General features: G+C 51.6%; 15 protein-coding genes. 10 read left to right on the forward strand and 5 right to left on the reverse strand.

Going from position 1 to position 20195, the window contains the following annotated elements; translation table 11 throughout:
• Positions 1-154: 154 nt before the first annotated feature.
• On the reverse strand, positions 155-1054 hold the full coding sequence (locus tag ACMHXE_RS06390) for a TIGR01777 family oxidoreductase (RefSeq protein WP_287590943.1): 900 nt from the start codon (positions 1052-1054) through the stop codon (positions 155-157).
• A 46-nt stretch (positions 1055-1100) separates the two neighbouring features.
• Positions 1101-1469, reverse strand: coding sequence for a dihydroneopterin triphosphate 2'-epimerase (gene folX / locus ACMHXE_RS06395; protein ID WP_096141612.1), 369 nt, complete (start codon positions 1467-1469; stop codon positions 1101-1103).
• Positions 1470-1536: 67 nt separating this feature from the next.
• On the opposite strand from folX, the gene ACMHXE_RS06400 reads away from it, so the two are divergent.
• Both ACMHXE_RS06400 and ACMHXE_RS06405 read left to right on the forward strand, forming a co-directional pair.
• Positions 1537-2616, forward strand: a complete 1080-nt coding sequence (locus ACMHXE_RS06400; protein WP_165564895.1) for an AI-2E family transporter — start codon at positions 1537-1539, stop codon at positions 2614-2616.
• Between the two features lie 27 nt (positions 2617-2643).
• A complete protein-coding gene (locus ACMHXE_RS06405; RefSeq protein WP_093983276.1) occupies positions 2644-3570 on the forward strand; it encodes a class I SAM-dependent methyltransferase in 927 nt (308 codons plus the stop codon).
• Here ACMHXE_RS06405 and ACMHXE_RS06410 read toward each other — a convergent pair.
• Together ACMHXE_RS06410 and ACMHXE_RS06415 are read right to left on the reverse strand one after the other, a co-directional pair.
• On the reverse strand, positions 3564-3788 hold the full coding sequence (locus tag ACMHXE_RS06410) for a hypothetical protein (protein WP_165564896.1): 225 nt from the start codon (positions 3786-3788) through the stop codon (positions 3564-3566). The two genes, ACMHXE_RS06405 and ACMHXE_RS06410, sit on opposite strands and share 7 nt — an antisense overlap.
• A gap of 562 nt (positions 3789-4350) precedes the next feature.
• Positions 4351-5421, reverse strand: a complete 1071-nt coding sequence (locus ACMHXE_RS06415) for an alpha/beta hydrolase (protein WP_224868190.1) — start codon at positions 5419-5421, stop codon at positions 4351-4353.
• 235 nt (positions 5422-5656) lie between these two features.
• Between ACMHXE_RS06415 and ACMHXE_RS06420 the strand changes: the two genes are divergently transcribed.
• A complete protein-coding gene (locus ACMHXE_RS06420; RefSeq protein WP_165564898.1) occupies positions 5657-7570 on the forward strand; it encodes a TonB-dependent receptor domain-containing protein in 1914 nt (637 codons plus the stop codon).
• Between the two features lie 351 nt (positions 7571-7921).
• On the forward strand, positions 7922-8434 hold the full coding sequence (tadA, locus tag ACMHXE_RS06425) for a tRNA adenosine(34) deaminase TadA (RefSeq protein ID WP_101053007.1): 513 nt from the start codon (positions 7922-7924) through the stop codon (positions 8432-8434).
• A gap of 235 nt (positions 8435-8669) precedes the next feature.
• Here tadA and mltF read toward each other — a convergent pair whose 3' ends face one another.
• Complete coding sequence (gene mltF, locus ACMHXE_RS06430; protein WP_413731720.1) at positions 8670-10118, reverse strand: membrane-bound lytic murein transglycosylase MltF; 1449 nt, start codon at positions 10116-10118, stop codon at positions 8670-8672.
• 290 nt (positions 10119-10408) lie between these two features.
• Between mltF and purL the strand changes: the two genes are divergently transcribed.
• The 6 genes from purL to ompW all read left to right on the forward strand — a co-directional run bounded on the left by purL (position 10409) and on the right by ompW (position 20178).
• Complete coding sequence (gene purL / locus ACMHXE_RS06435; protein WP_335921240.1) at positions 10409-14290, forward strand: phosphoribosylformylglycinamidine synthase; 3882 nt, start codon at positions 10409-10411, stop codon at positions 14288-14290.
• Positions 14291-15467: 1177 nt separating this feature from the next.
• Complete coding sequence (locus tag ACMHXE_RS06440; RefSeq protein WP_101053013.1) at positions 15468-17042, forward strand: cytochrome ubiquinol oxidase subunit I; 1575 nt, start codon at positions 15468-15470, stop codon at positions 17040-17042.
• A 16-nt stretch (positions 17043-17058) separates the two neighbouring features.
• Positions 17059-18198, forward strand: a complete 1140-nt coding sequence (gene cydB, locus ACMHXE_RS06445; protein ID WP_101053015.1) for a cytochrome d ubiquinol oxidase subunit II — start codon at positions 17059-17061, stop codon at positions 18196-18198.
• Between the two features lie 12 nt (positions 18199-18210).
• On the forward strand, positions 18211-18324 hold the full coding sequence (gene cydX, locus ACMHXE_RS06450; protein WP_039032771.1) for a cytochrome bd-I oxidase subunit CydX: 114 nt from the start codon (positions 18211-18213) through the stop codon (positions 18322-18324).
• A 61-nt stretch (positions 18325-18385) separates the two neighbouring features.
• Complete coding sequence (locus tag ACMHXE_RS06455) at positions 18386-19000, forward strand: nucleotidyltransferase family protein (RefSeq protein ID WP_413731722.1); 615 nt, start codon at positions 18386-18388, stop codon at positions 18998-19000.
• Between the two features lie 497 nt (positions 19001-19497).
• A complete protein-coding gene (gene ompW, locus ACMHXE_RS06460; protein ID WP_071475960.1) occupies positions 19498-20178 on the forward strand; it encodes an outer membrane protein OmpW in 681 nt (226 codons plus the stop codon).
• Positions 20179-20195: the final 17 nt, after the last annotated feature.

Consider the following 20195-nt stretch of genomic DNA (forward strand, 5'->3'; position numbering starts at 1 on the left):
GAATAGACATAAAAAATCGGAAACCTACAAACAGGTTTCCGATTGTCTCTCATCAGAAGGATCGGTCAACCGATCCTTATCTGATCTACATTGCCGCTGCAGCGGGCGTTTTTGTTGGTCAACTCAAAGGCTGTTTACCCTTTATCTGTTTTAGTTAGCGCTTGTTGAATAAGGCTTTCATCGCGTGATTGATTTCCGGGTAGTTGAATTCGAAACCATCGGCCTGGGCATGAACCGGTAATACAAACTGGCCTTCGGTCAGTAGGGTCGACATCTCACCCATTGCCAGTTGCAGTGCCAATGCCGGTGCCGGCAGACAAGCGGGGCGGTGCAGCGCTTTGCCGAGAGCCTTGCTGAAGTCGCGGTTGCTGACAGGCTGCGGCGCGGTGGCATTGTATATGCCGCGGCAGGCTTCATTTTCCAGCAGAAATTCAATAAGGCGCAGCAAGTCTTCGCGCATGATCCAACTCATTCCCTGACGACCATGGCCAATCGGGCCGCCAAGGCCCAGTTTGAAGGCAGGCAACATCTTGGTCAAGGCGCCGCCATCTTTGCCAAGCACTATGCCGATGCGAAAGATACAGACCCGGGTGAGTTCGGCAACCGCCAGGGCTCTTTGCTCCCATTGGGCACAGATCCTATGACTGAACTCATCATGGGGCGTGGCGTTTTCGTCTATGGGCTCCGGCCCCTGACGCCCGTAAAAACCCACCGCCGATGCGCTGAGAAAAACTTGGGGTTTCTTTTGGCTGTTGCGGACAAGCGTAGCCAACTGCTCTGTGATGTCCCAGCGGCTGTGGCAGATCCGCTGTTTCTGCTCATCGCTCCAGCGTTTGGCAACTATGGGCTCACCGGCGAGGTTGATGATGGCATCTATCTCCTCAAGCAGTCCGGGTGTTTGCAGCGAATCTATGTAACGGGTTTGTGCCAGCGCCAGCTTTTGTTCGGCCGCCGCGGGGTTGCGGCTCAAAATAGTCAGCCTATGGCGTTTTGCCAGCCGCTGCGCCAGTTCTGAACCGATAAACCCGGTTGCACCTGTGAGCAGAATATTCATGCCTTCTCCCTGACTTATTGAATGTTTCTCCAGAGTATAGACTGGCTTACGCCGGTTTACGGTAGCTCAGCTGCAGTGAAACCGAGTCGGCATACCTCAAGGCATGGGGCTTGTCGATTTCAACGCTGGCGTACTCTACCCATTCATGTTCGCTGGCAATTTCCAGTACTTTCCCTGTGAGGTGCTCCAGCAGGGAGAAGCGGTTGTCCTCCACCAGGTTAATGATCGCCTTGGTAATGGTGCGATAATTGAGCGCGTGCTCCATATCATCACTTCTACGCGCCTTGTCGGCACAGTAATGGATGCAGACATTAATGATCACATCCTGGCGATTGTTGATCTCCTCTTCCTTGATACCGATAAAAGTGCGCAAGCGCAGGTTTTTAATGCGTATAATAGCTAATTCGGGTTTCATCATGTCACTACTTTTTGTTGTTGATGCAACGGCTGATTGTGACAGAGAACAACAAGGAATTTCAATTATGTCATCAGCCTATCGTCCGTCCATGGCGCTGAAAGGATTCGCTGTCATGGCCTGCCTGGTCATAGTGCTGGCTGGAATTAAGGCCGCCAGCGCCATAGTAGTGCCTTTTGTGTTATCGGCTTTTATTGCGGTTATCTGCAGCCCGGCCATCAATGCCTTGAGCCGTTATCGCGTGCCCCGCGCCCTGGCTGTATTTGTGCTGGTGGCGATTATTTTGTTGCTTGGGCTCTGGCTGGCTTCTGTGGTGGGCAGCTCCATCAACGAGTTTTCCCAGCAGTTGCCGCAATACCGATCGCAGTTGGTGGAGCAATTTGCCTGGATATTGGATAAGCTCAAGGAGCTGAATATCCACATCTCCAAGGACAAGGTGCTGGCCTATCTGGACCCCGGCATGGCCTTGTCTTTGACCACAAATACGCTTTCCGGCGTGGGCAATGTGATGGCCAACCTGTTTCTGATAGTGCTGACCATAGTCTTTATGCTGTTTGAGGCACAATCTTTGCCGCGTAAGGTGCATTTGGCGCTGGATGACCCTGATATGCGTTTGTCCCAGATTGAGCGTTTCTTGCAATCGGTGAACCAATATATGGTGATCAAGACCCTGGTCAGCCTGGCAACCGGTGTTATTGTCGGTGTCGGTCTGGCGCTGATGGGGGTGGATTATGCGCTGCTCTGGGGCGTAGTGGCTTTTTTGTTTAATTATATTCCCAATATCGGCTCTATCATCGCCGCCATCCCGGCCGTACTGCTGGCCTTTGTGCAGTTGGGCACAGCGGGTGCCGGCGCCGTTGCCGCCCTGTATCTGGCAACCAATATGGTGATGGGCAATCTGGTGGAGCCCAGATTCATGGGGCGCGGCCTCGGGCTGTCCACTCTGGTGGTATTCCTGTCGTTGATCTTCTGGGGCTGGCTCTTGGGCTCGGTCGGCATGTTGCTGTCTGTGCCGCTCACCATGATAGTCAAGATAGCGCTGGAATCGAGCCAGAGTGGCAGTTGGCTGGCAATCTTGCTCTCGGACGATGCCAGTATTGCCGTGCGGGAAAATGCCGATAAAGAAGCGGCAGCCGATGCCGAATAAAGGCAGAAATAAGAAGTTGAGGATTTCATGCAGTTATTTTTGGAAGCCATCACCGACCTGACACCAGGCGATGAGTGTGGCCGTTTGTTTCATGGTCGCGGTGGCCGTTATCCAGGCAGCGAGCACTTATGCCTGGATTGGTTTGCACCTGTGGTGTTGCTGACCGCCTTTAAACCACTGACGCCGGAAGAACTGGCGCTGGTTACCGAGCGTCTGCAATTACGCTGGCAAGCCTTGGGGCTGGCCCTGAATCTGGTCTATCAATACCGCGCCGCTGGGCAGACCCGCACCGAGCTCATTGCCGGCGAGATACCCGAGCCACATCTGGCCAGCGAGCTTGGCTGCCGTTATCAATTGCATCTGTTACGGGGCCAGAATCATGGTTTGTTCCTGGACATGCGAAACGGCCGCGAGTGGGTGATGGCCAACAGTGCTCAGCGGAAAGTACTGAATCTGTTTGCCTATACCTGTGCATTTTCGGTGGCGGCCCTCAAGGGCGGCGCCGATGAGGTGGTCAATATGGATATGAGTAAAGGGGCGCTCGCCATCGGCAAGCAAAACCATTTGCTCAATGGGCTTACTGCCGGCGCCCGCTTTCTGGGGCATGATATTTTCAAATCCTGGGGCAAACTTAAAAAACTCGGGCCCTATGACTTGCTGATAGTCGATCCACCCAGCAACCAAAAGGGCAGCTTTGTGGCAACCAAAGACTACCTGCGATTGCTGCGTCATCTGCCGCAACTCTTGAACCCGGGGGCCGAGTTGTTGCTCTGTCTCAACGCGCCTGAGCTTGACAGAGCGTTTTTACAGAGCCAGGTCAGTGATGCCGCGCCAGAACTTGAGTTTGTTAAACAGCTGGATAACCCACCTGCCTTTGCAGACCGGGATCCTGACAGGGCATTGAAAGTGTTGCTGTACCGCTATGAGGGTGAACCGGGCTCGGACACTCAATAACCGAGGCGTTCAGAGAGCAGGGATTGGCCGCCTTCTTCCAACAGGGCGGCTATGCCTTCGACATCAAAACTGCTCAAGCCGGATGCCTGATGCAGTAGCCTGTCCTGGACATCCAAGGGCATCAGCATCCTTTCCATAAACATGCGCATTCCCAATATATCGCCACTGGCCAGCAGGGTGGCGAGAGTGCGTGCTTCAAAGTCGACAATATGATTCATGGCGTCGTCCTCTTGCTGATTTACGCTCCGGGGAGGCCTCCTTTAAGCAATAGCAGTTGCAGCGTCCGCTGCTAGACCCAATGCGTTTAAAAAATTTCGCCTCAGAACTAAGGGGCATATCAAACTGAAAGTCTTTCAGCGTTTCTTACATAAGTGGTGGATATTTGAGCTTTTAAAGGTGGTTTAAGCAGTTGGTGGTAACGAAAGTGAAAGTTTTCTGTAATTCCTTCTCTAGCCCTGTTATACTGGCGCCGCCTTAGGGGAAACACCCAGGGCTCCGAAAAGCCGGAATCGGGCATAAAGTGTCGTCGGAACCTGAACTTAACAGGAATCCAAGAAAAAGATACGCCCTGTACCCTACAGAATAGACTGGAGTTGTTATGGAAATTCATGAGTACCAAGATGCTTACTACCAACTGCAGGATGAAGTGATTGAATCACTTCCGGTAGAGAAAGACGAAGAAGCATTTTTGGATTAAGCCTCAGCCAGGCAGCTCAAATCTTGAAAAAGCGGCAACCTCAGGGTTGCCGCTTTTTTTGTTGCCATTGAATTACAAATGAGTCATTCGAGGGCGGAGCCGGGGTAATAATGCTCGATAAGCTGGGTCAATATCTGCTGCTGTTGAGTAAGTTTTTGTCTTTGTGTCTGGCGCAGCAAGCCTCTGAGTGCATGATACTGAGGCTTGATTTCAATACCCTGGCTCTCGCTCAAGTGCTTGAAGCGACTGATCACTTCAGTCACGCTGAAATTCTCGGCGTATATATCCAACAGGTGAGAGCGCATCAGCCAGCGAATACCTTGATAGACACCTATGTGAGGCAGGGAGTGATGATCTTCGTCACTGAAAAACTCACTGTGAAATATAAGTTGCTGAGAGGGCAGCGCCGACAGATGTTTGGCCAGCGCCAGATTTCGCTGTTTGTGGTAGTCATTGCGGCCAAGTCCTGGGGTGGTGGCCTGGTTACTTATCGCCATGTACAGGGGCTTGCCTGTTAGCTGGCCCTGAGTGAGTGCCTGTTCGAGCTCATCGGCATAAGTCGGGCTGTCGTACCAGAGACTGGCATCCAGCACTAGGTAAGCATTGAACATAGGTTGTTGTCGGCGCAGCGCCTCCAGTGTCAACAAGCCCCCAAAAGAGTGACCGATAAGTACAGTAGGGCCAGGCTGCCCAAGCTTGGCATTCAGCCAGGGGTTAAGTTCCTGGTCGAGAAAGTCGAGAAAAGTGCCGGCATTCCCCGATTGCTGATAAAGCGGCCCTGCGGGTCTACCACCGGGCAGTGTTTCCAGTTTCACCGGAGTGAAGTCCCGAATACGGTTACGGTTGATGATGCCAACTATGACGCCTTCAGGTATCGCAGGATTAACCCCGGAAGCCAGATAGTCCAGCATGGGCGCAAGATGCTCAAACTGCTGCTCGGCATCCAGGATTACATATCGGGCAAAGCTCTTGCTGTGCCTGGCATCCCAGTGTTTGGGAAGGCGCAGTAATACTTCCCGCGATTCTCCCAATATGTTGGAGTTCAGCGTCAGTCGCTGTTGTTTCCCGGCGCCTTCTTTATCCAGGCTTTGGGCGCTGCAGCCTACCAGCAGACCTAACAATAGCGTCAGAGGGATAAACAGTGATTTTTTCATGGAAATTTTTACTCGGTAAAGGTGACATTTTCAGCTTGAAATTCAGCCCTGATGGGCTTTTGAGTGGCCTGGCTCACATTCGCATTATTACATTGTAAATGATAACCAATATCATTCCTATATTGTAAAGATTATGCTACTTTTTCGCGCCATGGAACCAGGGGCTTTACCTGGATTTACTCAAGAGCAATAACTTACAAGGCGCAATTGTCGCCGCGATAATCGGGGGAATAGAATGAAACTGGATAAGTGCCGCAAACTGCTTACCTTGAGCCTGGTCGCCATGGCTGTCAGTGGTTATACCCAGGCAGATGAAGGTGAAATGGAGCATATAGTCGTTACCGCCAGTGCCAAGGATCAGCAACTCAGCACTGCGCCTGCCTCAATCTCGGTGATCGATGCCGAAGCGATTAAGTTGATGCCGGTCAAAGATCTGGGGGATGTGCTGAGAAACAGCGTCGGCGTGAATGTGGTGACCAACGACTCGGGCCGAAACAGCATCTATATCCGTGGTATGGATGAAGACTATGTACTGATGTTGATCAACGGCAAGCGGGTTTCTTCTTCCAATGGTCTGTGGCGCGGCGGTAACTTTGACTTGACTGCTATCCCCATCGACGCCATCTCCCGGGTGGAGATTGTTCGCGGCCCGATGTCGGCTCTCTATGGTTCAGATGCGGTTGGCGGGGTCATCAACGTGATCACCAAGGCGCCAGATGATGACTGGCAACTGGTACTCGACAGCGAGTACAGTTGGATGCAGGACGGCGAGGGTGGCGATCGCAGTCGTACCAACCTGTTTGGCTCGGGCAAACTCACAGATAATCTGGGGCTGATGTTCACCGCAGAGGTGGCCGAGCAGGACGCCTGGCTGATGCCCGAACTGACCCCGGATCAGGACACCATAGAAGAGCGCAAGACTCGCAAGCTCTATGGCTCGCTCACCTGGCAGCTGGCAGACAATCAATCGCTGGACTTGGATTATCAATACGATAATGACAAGGTGCCCTTGACCACCTTTGCTGCCAATTCAAAGCGCGAGCAGAAGATAGAGCGCAACACCTTTGCTCTGACTCACAGAGGCGAGTGGAGCTGGGGTGGCACCGAGCTTTTGGCCAACCTGGAAAAGTCGGATATCTACGACTACAACAGCCGCTATTCGCTGCAGCCCCCTTTGGGACGCGACATCGAAGAGAAAAACACTACCTTCAGAGGCTCAGCCTTCTTTAACCTGTGGCAGCAGGACTGGACAGTCGGCGCCGAGTACTTTGAAACTGAAGTCGACGATCCTGTGCAATATCCACTTACCGGTGGTGACAGTGTTGAACAATACTCGCTGTTTATTCAGGATCAGTTCGATTTCCTGGATGATTTCACCCTGACCCTCGGCGGCCGCTACGAAGACAACGAAAAGTACGGCAGCCATTTCAGCCCCAGGGCGTATCTGGTTTACCGTGCCTCTGATGCACTGGTGCTCAAAGGTGGTGTCGGCACGGCATTCAGGGCTCCGGCACTGTTTGAATCATCTCCGACTTTCTCTTCAGTCAGTTGCCGCGGCGCTTGTACTGTAGTGGGCAATGCAGATCTTGAGCCCGAAACCAGTGTCAACTATGAGTTGGCAGCCTTGTGGAGTCAGCCTTCCTATGAGCTGTCTGCAACCTTGTTCCATAACAAGGTGGAAGATCTGATCACTGTTTCGGCTTGGGATGGCTCCAGCCCAAGCCGTACTTACTACAACGAATCCAAGGTGACTTTGCAAGGGGTAGAGCTGACCGCCAGCGTGGATATCACGGCGGATCTCGGCCTCAAGGCAAACTACAGTTATCTCGATACCCAGACAGGTGACGGTGATGAACTCACGGGTCGTCCACGCCAGAGTGCCAATGTGCAACTGGATTGGTATCTCACCGACGATTGGCAGCTGTATGTTGCCGGTAACTATTTCGGTTCATATCTGGATAGCAGTGCCGTGCGTCAGGATGGCTACAGCCGCTTCGATATCGGCAGCAGTTATCGGCTGAACGATCACCTGAAACTACGCGCCGGGGTAACCAACTTTACCGATGAGCAACCGGCCGAGGAAGACACCAACAGCGATATGATACTGCAAGGCCGTGCCTTCTTTGTCGGTGTTAGCCTGAGCCTCTGAATATCTTGAATGATAATAGATACTCACTATCACAGGTCTTTTAGTTCAAGCCGTTATATAACGGCTTGAACTTTAGGGGATACGAGTTTGCTGCTTGGGTGTTAATTACTTTGTACCGGCCTTATTGTGGTGACAATTCGGGTTTGCTGTTCATTCATACGGATATGATCTGGCAGGGATAGGTGTTTGTCGCTTATTCAAGAGAGATTGTCTGCCATATGTTTATTGTTTCATTGAGTTGGCTAAAAATGCTGCCGTTATAGGGTCAACAAACGGGTGAGTAGGTTAGGCTTAAACTTATAGCAGGAATCGTATTATACTCTGGCGCCGCACTGACGACGGACAGATAGAATGACAGAGAATCGCGATTTACATTGGATGCAATTGGCCATGGAGATGGCGCAAAAGGCGGAAGCCCTCGGTGAAGTACCGGTAGGAGCCGTGCTGGTCAAAGATGACCAGCTTATTGCCTGCGGCTGGAACCAACCTATTGCCGCCAACGACCCCTGTGCCCACGCGGAAATTCTCTGTCTCAGGCAGGCGGGCAGTCAACTGGAAAACTACCGTCTGCTGGATACTACCCTCTATGTGACGCTGGAGCCTTGTGCCATGTGCGCTGGGGCCATGGTGCATGCCAGGGTGGGGAGATTGGTATACGGGGCTGCCGATCTTAAAACTGGCGCGGCTGGTTCAGTGTTGGATCTGGTGCGTCATCCCCTGTTCAATCACAAGTTGGCCGTCAGTGCCGGGGTGATGGAACAGGAGTGCAGCGAACAGTTGAGCGCCTTTTTCAGGCGACGCAGACAGGAGCAGAAGGCATTGAAGCAGGCAAGGAAACTTAATCTGCCTGCTGCAGAAAACTGAAGAAAAGTTTGTGACGGTTGAGAATGCGTTTGTGACGGGTTTTAACCAGGCTGCGGCGACGGGCCATTGCATTGTTAATAGTCTTTCTTTTCATAAGCTTACCTTAAGGTGTGTTCGTAAGTTTTTTGCATCAATGACAAGCTAACAGCTTATTTAAGCTTGCGCCAGCCCCAAAGGGCGGCTTGTGTATAAAAGCCAGACTGTTTGGCGCGAAAATGAGTGGTATGCAGGATTTTCAGTCGGGCTGGGCGCCACTGAGTTCGGTTGCTTCCTCGCTCTGTAGTTGCGCCTTAGCCTGGGTTTCTTGCTGGGCCTGTTCTTTAGCCAGCATTTCCTGCTTGGCTTGATTGTCTATCCACACCAGGGTGTCGTAGTAACGGCGAATACTGTTTACATAGTGCACCGCCTCGTTACCTCTGGCATAGCCATAGCGGGTATTTTGGTAGTATTTGCGCTTTTGCAGCAAGGGTAATACCTGCTTGAGATCTTTCCAGGCGCTGGGATTAAGGCCTCTGGCCTGTGCCAGCTTACGGGCATCCTCCACATGGCCATAGCCTATGTTGTATGAGGCGAGGGCAAACCACATCCGCTCCTCCTCTGGAATAGACTCAGGCAGGCGTACCAAAATGTCGCTCAGATAGCGGGCGCCGCCACGGATGCTTTGTTCGGGATCGAGGCGATTCTCCACTCCCAACTGTTTGGCGGTTGCCAGTGTTAGCATCATCATGCCGCGCACACCGGTCGGTGAACGAGCCCTGGGATTCCAGTGCGACTCCTGATAACTGGTGGCGGCCAGCTTGCGCCAGTCGAGTTCACCGGCATAGGTTTCAAACAGATGGCGGTACTTGGGCAGCTTGCTGTCAACCGCGCGGATAAAGGCGCGGGTGTCGACATAGTCGAAACGTTTGACATGGCCAAAGTATTTTTCCACCAAGTGTTCCAGCGTGCCGTCTCTTTGTTCCTGGTGCCAGAAACGCAGCAGTTGGCTCATCAGCTGATCGCTGCCTCTGGGGGGCAACAGCCAGACCACAGCCTGTTGCTGCTCCAGCACCTGGCCGTATCTCAGCTCAGGCATAAAACGGCGATTGATATTAATGCTGGTGGAATCTGAAATGGTATAGCTGAGCTCGCCGCTGGCTATCATGCTCAGCAGCTCTTCATTATCTTTATCTGCAACCTGTTGCCATTCCAGGTTGGGATTATCTGTCTTGAGTCGGTTGAGGGTTTCCACAAACGACGAGTCGGCTATTACAGTGACAGGCGCATCCAGGGCGTTGAGATCTTTGGGGACAGGAGTGCCGGCGCGGTAGACCATCACCTGATTGACCCGATAAAGCGGCGGTCCGAGACGAAATTGCTGTCTACGACTGCGGGTATCCGACAGCCCGGCGGCAATCAAATCAATTTCATTTTGCTTTAGCGCCTGGTAAAGCTCACTGATATTGCCATAGGGCTTCATTTCCAGCGGCTTGCCGAGAAAGTCGGCAAAGCGCGCCGCCATCTCATAGTCAAACCCAGTGTTTCCTTGAGTAGAGGAGACAAATATTTGTGGGCCATAGAGGGTACCCACCCTGAGCTCTTTGATTTCTTTCACCGCCGGGGTTACCTGAGTTTCATCCACGACAGCTTGCCGACAGCCGGCCAGCAAGATGATCAGGGTGAGAGTCGCGGTAATTCGTTTCATTATCTATCGGTAAAAGCCTTTAGTCTGTGGTTTGCTGCCGGGATAGGGCTTATCCCCTATGTCTGATATGTTTGTAAACAAATTCAATGAATTGTGTATTGGTTTTCGGCGCTGTTTCCTGCTGATTTAGGCGAAGGTTTTGCGCCGGAGGGTATATTACCCCATAGGATTACTTTATATCACAGGAAACACTGTTTTGAGCAAAGTCTGAGGTGATTTGTAGGGCGCATTTACCTATAATAGCGCCACCTCTGACCCTGTAATTATAAATAATAAGGTGATAAGACGTGATGGAGATCATCCGCGGAGCCCCCGCACTCTCGGCATTCAGAGTGCAAAAGCTGATGCAGGCCTGTGAAGTCGCCCAGCTTCCGGTAAAGCAAATCTATGCCGAATACGTTCATTTGGCTTATCTGAGCGAAGCGCTCAACCCCGATGACCAAGCGCAGTTGAGTAAGATTCTCACCTACGGTCCGGCCATCGAATCCCACGAACCCCAAGGCATTCTCCTTTTTGTTACTCCCCGTCCCGGTACTATTTCTCCCTGGTCATCCAAAGCCACCGACATTGCCCACAACTGCGGCCTCAAGCAGGTAAAACGCCTGGAGCGCGGGCTGGCTTACTATGTGGAATCCGACACACTGAGCGGCGAACAGCTCAAGAGCCTCAAGGCGCTGCTGCACGACCGCATGATGGAAGTGGTACTGGACAGCTTTGAAGCGGCCGATATGCTGTTTGCTCGCACTGAGCCCAAACCTTTTGTCAGCGTCAACATTCTCGGCGAAGGCCGCCGGGCGCTGGAAATCGCCAACCGCGAAATGGGCCTGGCGCTGGCCGACGATGAAATCGACTACCTGGTCACCAATTTCCTGCGTCTTGAGCGCAACCCTAACGACATTGAACTTATGATGTTCGCCCAGGCGAACTCAGAGCACTGCCGTCACAAGATCTTCAACGCCGACTGGACCATTGACGGCGAAGTGCAGCCCAAGTCGCTGTTCAAGATGATCAAGAATACCTATGAGAAGACCCCGGACTATGTGTTGTCGGCCTATAAAGACAACGCTGCGGTAATGACAGGTTTTGAAGCCGGGCGTTTCTTCCCCGACAGTGACGGCGTTTATCGTTATCACACAGAGCCGATGCATATTCTGATGAAGGTGGAGACCCACAACCACCCGACCGCCATTAGTCCCTATCCTGGTGCAGCCACCGGCTCGGGCGGTGAAATCCGTGACGAAGGCGCTACCGGCCGCGGCTCCAAGCCCAAGGCGGGTTTGACCGGCTTCAGCGTATCCAACCTCAAGATCCCGGGCTTTGTGCAGCCTTGGGAAGGCGACTACGGCAAGCCGGACCGGATTGTGACTGCCTTTGACATCATGATTGATGGTCCTCTGGGCGGCGCCGCTTTCAACAACGAATTCGGTCGTCCGGCCCTGCTGGGATACTTCCGCACCTACGAGCAGCAGGTTTGCAGCCACAATGGTGTCGAGGTGCGCGGTTATCACAAGCCTATTATGCTGGCTGGTGGCCTTGGCAACATTCGCGAAGAGCACGTACAGAAAGGGGAGATCTCCTTAGGCGCCAAGCTGATTGTACTGGGTGGCCCGGCGATGAACATTGGCCTTGGCGGCGGCGCGGCTTCCTCCATGGCGTCCGGCCAGTCCAGTGAAGATCTGGACTTTGCCTCGGTGCAGCGGGAAAACCCGGAAATGGAGCGCCGCTGTCAGGAGGTTATCGACCGCTGCTGGCAGATGGGCGATGCCAACCCAATCCAGTTTATTCACGATGTGGGCGCCGGTGGTTTGTCCAACGCCTTCCCTGAGCTGGTAAGCGATGCCGGTCGCGGCGGTAAGTTTGAGCTGCGTAACGTGCCTTCCGATGAGCCAGGCATGAGCCCGCTGGAGATCTGGTGTAACGAATCCCAGGAGCGTTATGTCCTGTCTGTGGCAGCCGAAAACCTCGATACCTTCGCCGCCATTTGTGAGCGCGAGCGCGCGCCATTTGCCGTGGTGGGCGAGGCGGTTGCCGAGCAGCACCTGAGCCTGAGCGACGAGCACTTTGACAACAAGCCTATCGACTTGCCGCTGGAAGTCTTGTTGGGCAAACCACCGAAGATGAGCCGAGATGTAGTGAGTCAAAAGGCGCAGTCTGCGGCGCTGGATGAAGCTTCCATTGATCTCGCACAAGCCGTTAAGCGGGTGCTGACTCTGCCAACTGTTGCCGACAAGAGCTTCTTGATCACCATAGGCGATCGCACGGTAACCGGCTTGGTGAACCGCGATCAGATGGTCGGCCCCTGGCAGGTACCTGTGGCGGATTGCGCCGTTACCGCCGCCTCGTTCGACAGTTATGTGGGCGAAGCCATGTCCATGGGCGAGCGCACTCCGCTGGCCTTGCTGGATTTTGGCGCCTCGGCGCGGATGGCCGTGGCCGAATCCTTGCTGAACATGGCCGGTGCCGATATCGGCTCACTGAAGCGCATTAAGCTGTCGGCCAACTGGATGTCTGCAGCCGGTCACCCGGGTGAAGATGCCGGCCTCTATGAGGCGGTCAAGGCAGTGGGCGAAGAGCTGTGCCCTGAGCTTGAACTGACCATCCCTGTGGGCAAAGACTCGATGTCGATGAAGACCGCCTGGGAAGACAAGGGCGAGCAGAAGGCGGTTACCGCACCTATGTCGCTGATCATCACCGCGTTCGGTGCGGTGCGCGACATTCGCAATACCGTGACTCCTGAGCTGCGTACCGACAAAGGCGAAACCGTATTGCTGCTGGCCGATCTGGCCAAGGGCAAGACTCGTCTGGGCGGTTCCTGCCTGGCGCAGGTGTTCGGTGAGCTGGGGGATATTGCGCCGGATCTGGATCAGGCAGCCGTATTGAAAGGTTTCTTCGAGGTGACTCAGCAGTTGGTGGCCGAGCGGAGTTTGCTGGCTTACCACGACAAGAGTGACGGCGGTCTGTTCACCACCTTGGTGGAAATGGCCTTCGCCGGTCACACTGGCCTGAAGGTGGATATTTCTGCGCTGGCCGGCAGCGCCCTGGCGCGCCTGTTCAACGAAGAGTTGGGCGCTGTGCTGCAGGTGAGCAAAGATCAAGCCGCCGAGATTATCAAGGCTTACACTGGTGCCGGTGTGGATTGTCATCCGATAGCAGAGCTGAGTGACGATGGCCGCATCCGTATCCAGGATCAAGGTGCTGAAATTTATAGTGCTTCACATACCGAGCTGCGTAAGCTCTGGTCTGAAACCACCTATAGAATGCAGGCGCTCAGGGACAACCCTGAGTGTGCCCGTGAAGAGTTTGACCTCAAGCTGGATGAAACCGATCCCGGCCTCACGGTCAACTTAAGCTTTGATCCGGCAGAAGATGTTGCCGCGCCTTATATCCTCAAGGGCGCTGCACCCAAGATGGCGATTTTGCGTGAGCAAGGGGTCAACTCGCATATTGAGATGGCAGCCGCCTTCGAGCGTGCCGGTTTTGAAAGCCGCGATGTGCATATGTCGGATATCCTCAGTGGCCGTATCAGCCTGGAAGAGTTTCAGGGACTGGTGGCCTGTGGTGGCTTCTCTTACGGTGATGTACTGGGCGCCGGTGAAGGTTGGGCCAAGTCCATCCTGTTCAACAGCCGTGCCCGTGAGGACTTCAGCCGCTTCTTCGAGCGTGCCGACAGCTTTGCCCTGGGTGTTTGTAATGGTTGCCAGATGCTCTCCAACCTCAAGGAGATCATTCCGGGTACCGAGCATTGGCCGCACTTTGTCCGTAACCGCTCTGAACGCTTTGAAGCGCGTTTCAGCCTGGTGGAAGTGCAGCAAAGCCCATCGCTGTTCTTCAGCGGTATGGCCGGCTCCAGAATGCCGATTGCCGTTTCCCACGGGGAAGGGCGTGCCGAGTTTGCTTCAGCTGCCACCATGGCAGCAGCCGAGCAGAGCGGTACTGTGGCGCTGCGTTATGTCAACGGTAAAGGTGAGGTGGCCAGCTTGTATCCACAGAACCCCAACGGCTCACCCAACGGCTTATCCGGGATCTGTAGCCTGGATGGCAAAGTCACCATCATGATGCCCCACCCTGAGCGGGTATTCCGCACAGTCGCCAACTCCTGGCATCCGGAAAACTGGGGCGAAGATAGCCCTTGGATGAGAATGTTCCGTAACGCCAGAGTGAAGTTGGGATAAGGTTAAAAATCATCCCATAAAGGGTAAAAAAAGGCGGGTATTTATAACCCGCCTTTTTTATTTGACTTTTGTCCTACAGGAAAAGCTTCATATCATCAATAGCTTGCACTTTGTTCAATATATTCTTATGTGTTGAAGTGTCAAAATGTACGCTTTACAGCGCTTAGTAGGCTAAAGCCGGTCTAAGACGGCAATCTCTTTTCATTGGTTCCTGTTATGAAAAAGCCCCATAGGTAACCCTATGGGGCCGTTTTGCGCTAACAAAACTTCAAGACAAGCCTATATTCAACTGTGATCAGTACACCAATTGAGACTTATAAAGTTCAGCAAAAACAGGCTTGTACCAGTTAACCAGACGTTCGAAAAATTTTTTCATAGCAATATCTCCACACAAAGTTCAATCATTGTGCGCGGAGGAAGGTCTGCAGATATCGATATCGACCGACCTGAGCGTCTCCTTAACACAGGCTATATAGTAGTCAATTATATCGAGCTTATCAAACGAGAAATAATACATAATAAGATTAGTAAAACTAATGCCTTATTTGGTTGTGTTTTTTGGCTATTTTATTTTTATTATTTTTTACCAATTAAAACAATTAGTTGACGTTATGTTTGTTTGGGTTTTAATTTTTATCGTTAGCATATTTAACTTGCAGATTTGTTAAAAAGTTTATTTTGCCAGGTTTTTGTTTAAATTTTTCTGAAACTGCCAAAAAGTGAGGTTATGTTGTATTGCTGTAAAGCCTCTAGCATATTGCTTGTGGCTTGTCAAGCTGTTTTCTTGGTGCCTGTGTCCCTTACCGCAAAACCCAGCTAAAGGCCGGAGTTTGATTGATTTGCGTCAAATTCAAGTGGTATAAAATCAGGGCAAATCTTAGCTGAACTAATAGCGCAAGTGACTGATATTAAATAATTTGCAAATATTAGAACACTGGCAAATGCTGATGCTGATCGCATAAGTCTGCAAAAGCGTGATTCGCCTCTCGCTCTGGCTGGAAAAAGCCGATTTTTGAGCCTTTGGAAGGCAAGGGAGAGGCAAGGCGAATCATTTGGGTGGTTTATCCGGGTTTCCGGGTAGATAAGAAATTAATGAACTAAGCTATCCAACTCACCTCCCGCTGTCTTTGATGGGGATCTAAAGGCAGTGGGCGGAGCACCATGTAAGGAGTCACAAATGATAGTTGAAGAAGTCGTTGAGCTATCGCGCTTTCAATTTGCGCTGACAGCCATGTATCACTTCTTGTTTGTTCCTTTGACTTTGGGTCTTGCCTTTCTGCTGGCAATCATGGAATCACTTTATGTGATGACTGATAAGCAGATCTACAAGGACATGACCAAATTCTGGGGCAAGCTTTTTGGTATTAACTTTGCCCTGGGGGTTACCACAGGTCTGGCAATGGAGTTCCAGTTTGGTACCAACTGGTCTTATTACTCACACTATGTGGGTGACATTTTTGGTGCTCCTCTCGCCATCGAGGGTTTGATGGCATTCTTCCTGGAATCCACTTTCGTGGGTATGTTCTTCTTCGGTTGGGACAGATTCTCCAAGCGTCAACACCTGGCAGTAACCTGGTTGGTGGCCTTGGGAAGTAACTTGTCTGCGCTGTGGATCCTGGTTGCCAACGGCTGGATGCAAAACCCTGTGGGTAGCGTGTTCAACTATGAAACCATGCGCATGGAAATGACCAGTTTCGCAGACGTGGTACTCAACCCTGTTGCACAGGTTAAATTTGTCCACACTGTGGCCTCCGGTTATGTGGCTGGTGCCATGTTTGTTCTGGCTATCAGTGCCTACTACATCCTCAAGAAGCGTGACTTACCTTTTGCCCGCCGTTCTTTCGCTATTGCAGCTAGCTTCGGTATGGCTTCTATTCTGTCCGTTATCGTTCTGGGTGACGAATCCGGCTACAAGGTTGGTGAAGCTCAGCGGGTCAAGCTGGCCGCAATCGAAGCTGAATGGCATACAGAACCTGCTCCAGCAGCCTTTACTGCCGTTGGTTTCCCTAATCAGGAAACTATGCATACCGACTATGCCATCAAGATCCCATACGCCATGGGTATTATCGCCACTCGCTCTATTGATGAAGAAGTGACAGGTATCAAGGATCTGGTTGCGGAACACGAAGTTCGTATCCGTAACGGTATGAAGGCTTATGCTTTGCTTGAGCAGCTGCGTGCCGCCAAAGCCGACCCTGCTATTGAAGAAGACCCTGCGGTTCGCGCAGCCTTTGAAGAGCAGAAAGTTGATCTAGGTTATGGCCTGCTGCTGAAGCGTTACACAGACAAAGTGGTTGATGCCACCGAAGAACAGATTAAGGCTGCCGCGCTGGATTCTATCCCAAGTGTTGCACCACTGTTCTGGAGTTTCCGTATCATGGTTGCCCTGGGTGTTGTGATGTTAGTGGTGTTTGCTGCCGCATTCTGGCAGAGCACTCGTCACCAGATTGAAGAGAAGAAGTGGGTCCTCAAGGCCGCGCTTTACAGCTTACCTCTGCCTTGGATTGCCATCGAGTGTGGTTGGTTTGTAGCTGAGTATGGTCGCCAGCCTTGGACTATTTCAGAAGTGTTGCCGACCTTTGTGTCTGCATCCAGTCTGACCGTGAGTGATCTCTGGTTCAGTATCATCAGCATTACTCTGTTCTACACTGTGCTGCTGGTTATCGAACTCTTCCTGATGTTCAAGTTTGCGCGCCTGGGTCCCAGCAGTCTCAAGACCGGCCGTTATCACTTTGAAAAACTAGAAGCCTGAGCAGAGGGATTTCATTATGTTTGATTATGAAATAGTAAGATTTGTCTGGTGGTTGTTGGTTGGCGTTTTGCTTATTGGCTTCGCTGTGACCGATGGCTTTGATATGGGGGTTGGTGCCTTGTTGCCAATCCTCGGTAAAGACGACACTGAACGTCGGATCATGATTAACACGGTTGCTCCTCATTGGGATGGTAACCAAGTATGGTTGATTACCGGTGCCGGTGCTTTGTTCGCCGCCTGGCCAACTGTGTACGCCGTATCATTCTCCGGCTTTTATGTCGCCATGATCTTAGTGTTATTGGCGCTGTATCTGCGTCCTGTGGGTTTTGACTATCGCTCCAAGATAGAAGACCCACGCTGGCGCAAGAGCTGGGATTGGGCCTTGTTTGTCGCCGGTTTTGTACCGCCACTGATCATAGGTGTTGCCTTTGGTAACCTGCTGCAAGGTGTTCCGTTCAGCTTTGATGAATATATGCGTGCCCATTATGATGGCGGCCTGCTGGGTCTGCTTAATGGCTTTGGCTTGCTGGCCGGTCTGGTCAGTGCCTGTATGTTCATGATGCAGGGTGCTTGCTGGCTGCAGATGAAGACAGAAGGTGAGCTACGCAATCGCGCCGCTGCTGCCGCTCAGTTAACTGCTGTGCTGCTGATCGTGTTGTTCGGGGCTGCCGGTGTTTGGCTGGCTACCGGCATCGACGGTTATGTGGTGACTTCGGCTCTGGATACTAACGCAGTATCTGACCCAACACAGAAGACAGTTGAAGTGGTTGCCGGTGCCTGGTTGGCCAATTACGACAAGTATCCATTAACTATGTTGTTCCCGGCACTGGGCCTGTTGGCACCTGCCTTGGTACTGCTGACCAGCCGTTTCGGCCGTAGTGGTTTTGCCTTCCTGTTCAGCTCACTGGCCATTGCCGGTATTATCCTGACTTGCGGCGCAGCTATGTTCCCATTCGTGATGCCTTCATCACTGGATCCTAACGTCAGCTTGACCATGTGGGATGCTACTGCCAGCCAGATGGCACTGAACGTTATGACTTGGGTGGCAATTATCTTTGTTCCTATTGTGCTTAGTTATACTTGTTGGACCTACTTCAAGATGTATGGTCGCTTGAATCGCAAGCACATTGAAAACAACAGCGCATCACTGTACTAAGGAGCCTGAATTATGTGGTATTTCACTTGGATACTCGGCATTTTATTGGCTTGTTCTTTCGGCATCATCAATGCTCTCTGGCTGGAAAATACAGAGAACATGGATAGAGATACTGAAGATAAGTGATAGCTTGAGTTAAACTCAAAGGCCTCCGCTCTGCGGGGGCTTTTGTCTTTTTAAGGGGGCTATGGTGGCAAATGATAAGCTTGAGTCGAGAGGGCCGCAGCAGGTCAGCGAAACCGAGGCAGTCGAGCTGATCAAAAACTGGCTCAAGCAAGACAGGATGCGGATGCAGGCACTTGAGTGTGTTGCAAACCTTGGGCCTATTGATGCCTGGCTGGCGGCGGGGTTTGTTCGTAACCTGGTGTGGGACAAGTTGCACGGCACTGTATCCAGGCTCAGCGATATAGATGTGATCTACTATGAGCCAAACGACACCTCGGAAGTCACCGACAAGGCCTATGAGGCCAAGTTGGTCGCCGCGCTCGACTTACCTTGGTCGGTAAAGAACCAGGCCAGAATGCACCTCAAAAACAATCATCAGCCTTATGCTTCAGTGTCTGATGCCATGAGTTATTGGCCTGAGCAGCAAACCGCGTTGGCTGTCAGGTTGAGGGCAGGGGAGCTGCAACTGCTTAACCTATTCCCGCTCGGCCATTTATTTGCGCTGGAACTCAGCCCTAACCCCAAGAGCACTCCTGGGGTGTTTGAGAGTCGGCTCAAGGCCAAGAATTGGTTGGCAGACTATCCGTTATTAAAGACTCCGTTAATAAAAACTCCATTACTCGAAACATTGTTCTAGGCTCACACACTCAAGCGCCTGTGGCTCCATTATTTTCGTTGAATCCCTCCTCACTTGAACACTTGGCTTGCTGTTATTTCAGATGAATATCTTCTGTCGAGTGGCCTCCATTTTTGATTTTTGTTCTCAAATATTCGTTGATCTCTCCGACATGTTTTAGTTGAAAATACCGCTTAAAGAACATTTTTTAGCATTTATATCTGAAACCGGTTGTTAAGTTTTGGTTGCTTTTTGTTTGGGTGCGTCTGTTCGAAAAATGTACTTTTATTTCACTTTAGGGATAGTGAAGTTTTGAGCTGGCTCACTTAATTTAAAGGTGCAATATCAATAAATCTTTGGTTTGTGTGATCTGTTTCGCGCTTGGGCTATCTAAAACTAGGTATCACTCAAAACGCTTGATGCAGATCAAAAATGTGAAGGGTTAAATCTGGCAGTGTGGCCTCAGTTGTTATGGATGTAATAAAAAACAAAGCGCTGTGTTGTCGCTACGGAGTGAGATGATGAAAAAAAATATCGTATCAGGATTGATTGCCGCTGCCCTTTTTTCCACTGTTGCTGCCCCTGCGCTGGCTCACAAGGCCGGTGACTTTATCGTTCGTGCCGGTGCCGTTGTAGTCGCCCCGGATGAATCCAGCCAAAATGTTGTTACCCCGGATCTGGGAAACCTTGGCACCTTTAGTGTGGACAATAACACCCAGTTGGGTCTGAACTTTGGTTATATGCTGACAGATAACTTTGGTATCGAACTGCTGGCCGCGACCCCATTCAGCCATGATGTTTCTCTCGGAGAGCTGGGCAAGATTGCCGAAACCAAACACCTGCCACCTACCTTGGTAGCCCAGTACTATTTCGGTAATGCCGAGTCCAAGCTGCGTCCTTACGTGGGTGTCGGTGTTAACTACACCAATTTCTTCGACAATGAATTTACCAATGATGTCGGTGGCAAACTCTCGGATCTGAGTATGAGTAACTCTTGGGGCTGGGCCGCGCAAGTGGGTCTGGATTATCAAATCAATGATAATTGGTTGGTGAACGCTTCAGTTTGGTATGCCGAGATCAGTACTGATGTTAAGTTCAACTATCACTATGGCACCAGCAATAGTGAAGTTGCTGCTGTGACTATCGAAACCGATATCGATCCTTGGGTCTATATGGTCAGCATAGGTTACACTTTCTAACTTCTTCCAAGCCCAAG

Source organism: Shewanella sp. BJSY2023SW007, assembly GCF_047314525.1.
Lineage (GTDB): Bacteria > Pseudomonadota > Gammaproteobacteria > Enterobacterales > Shewanellaceae > Shewanella > Shewanella chilikensis.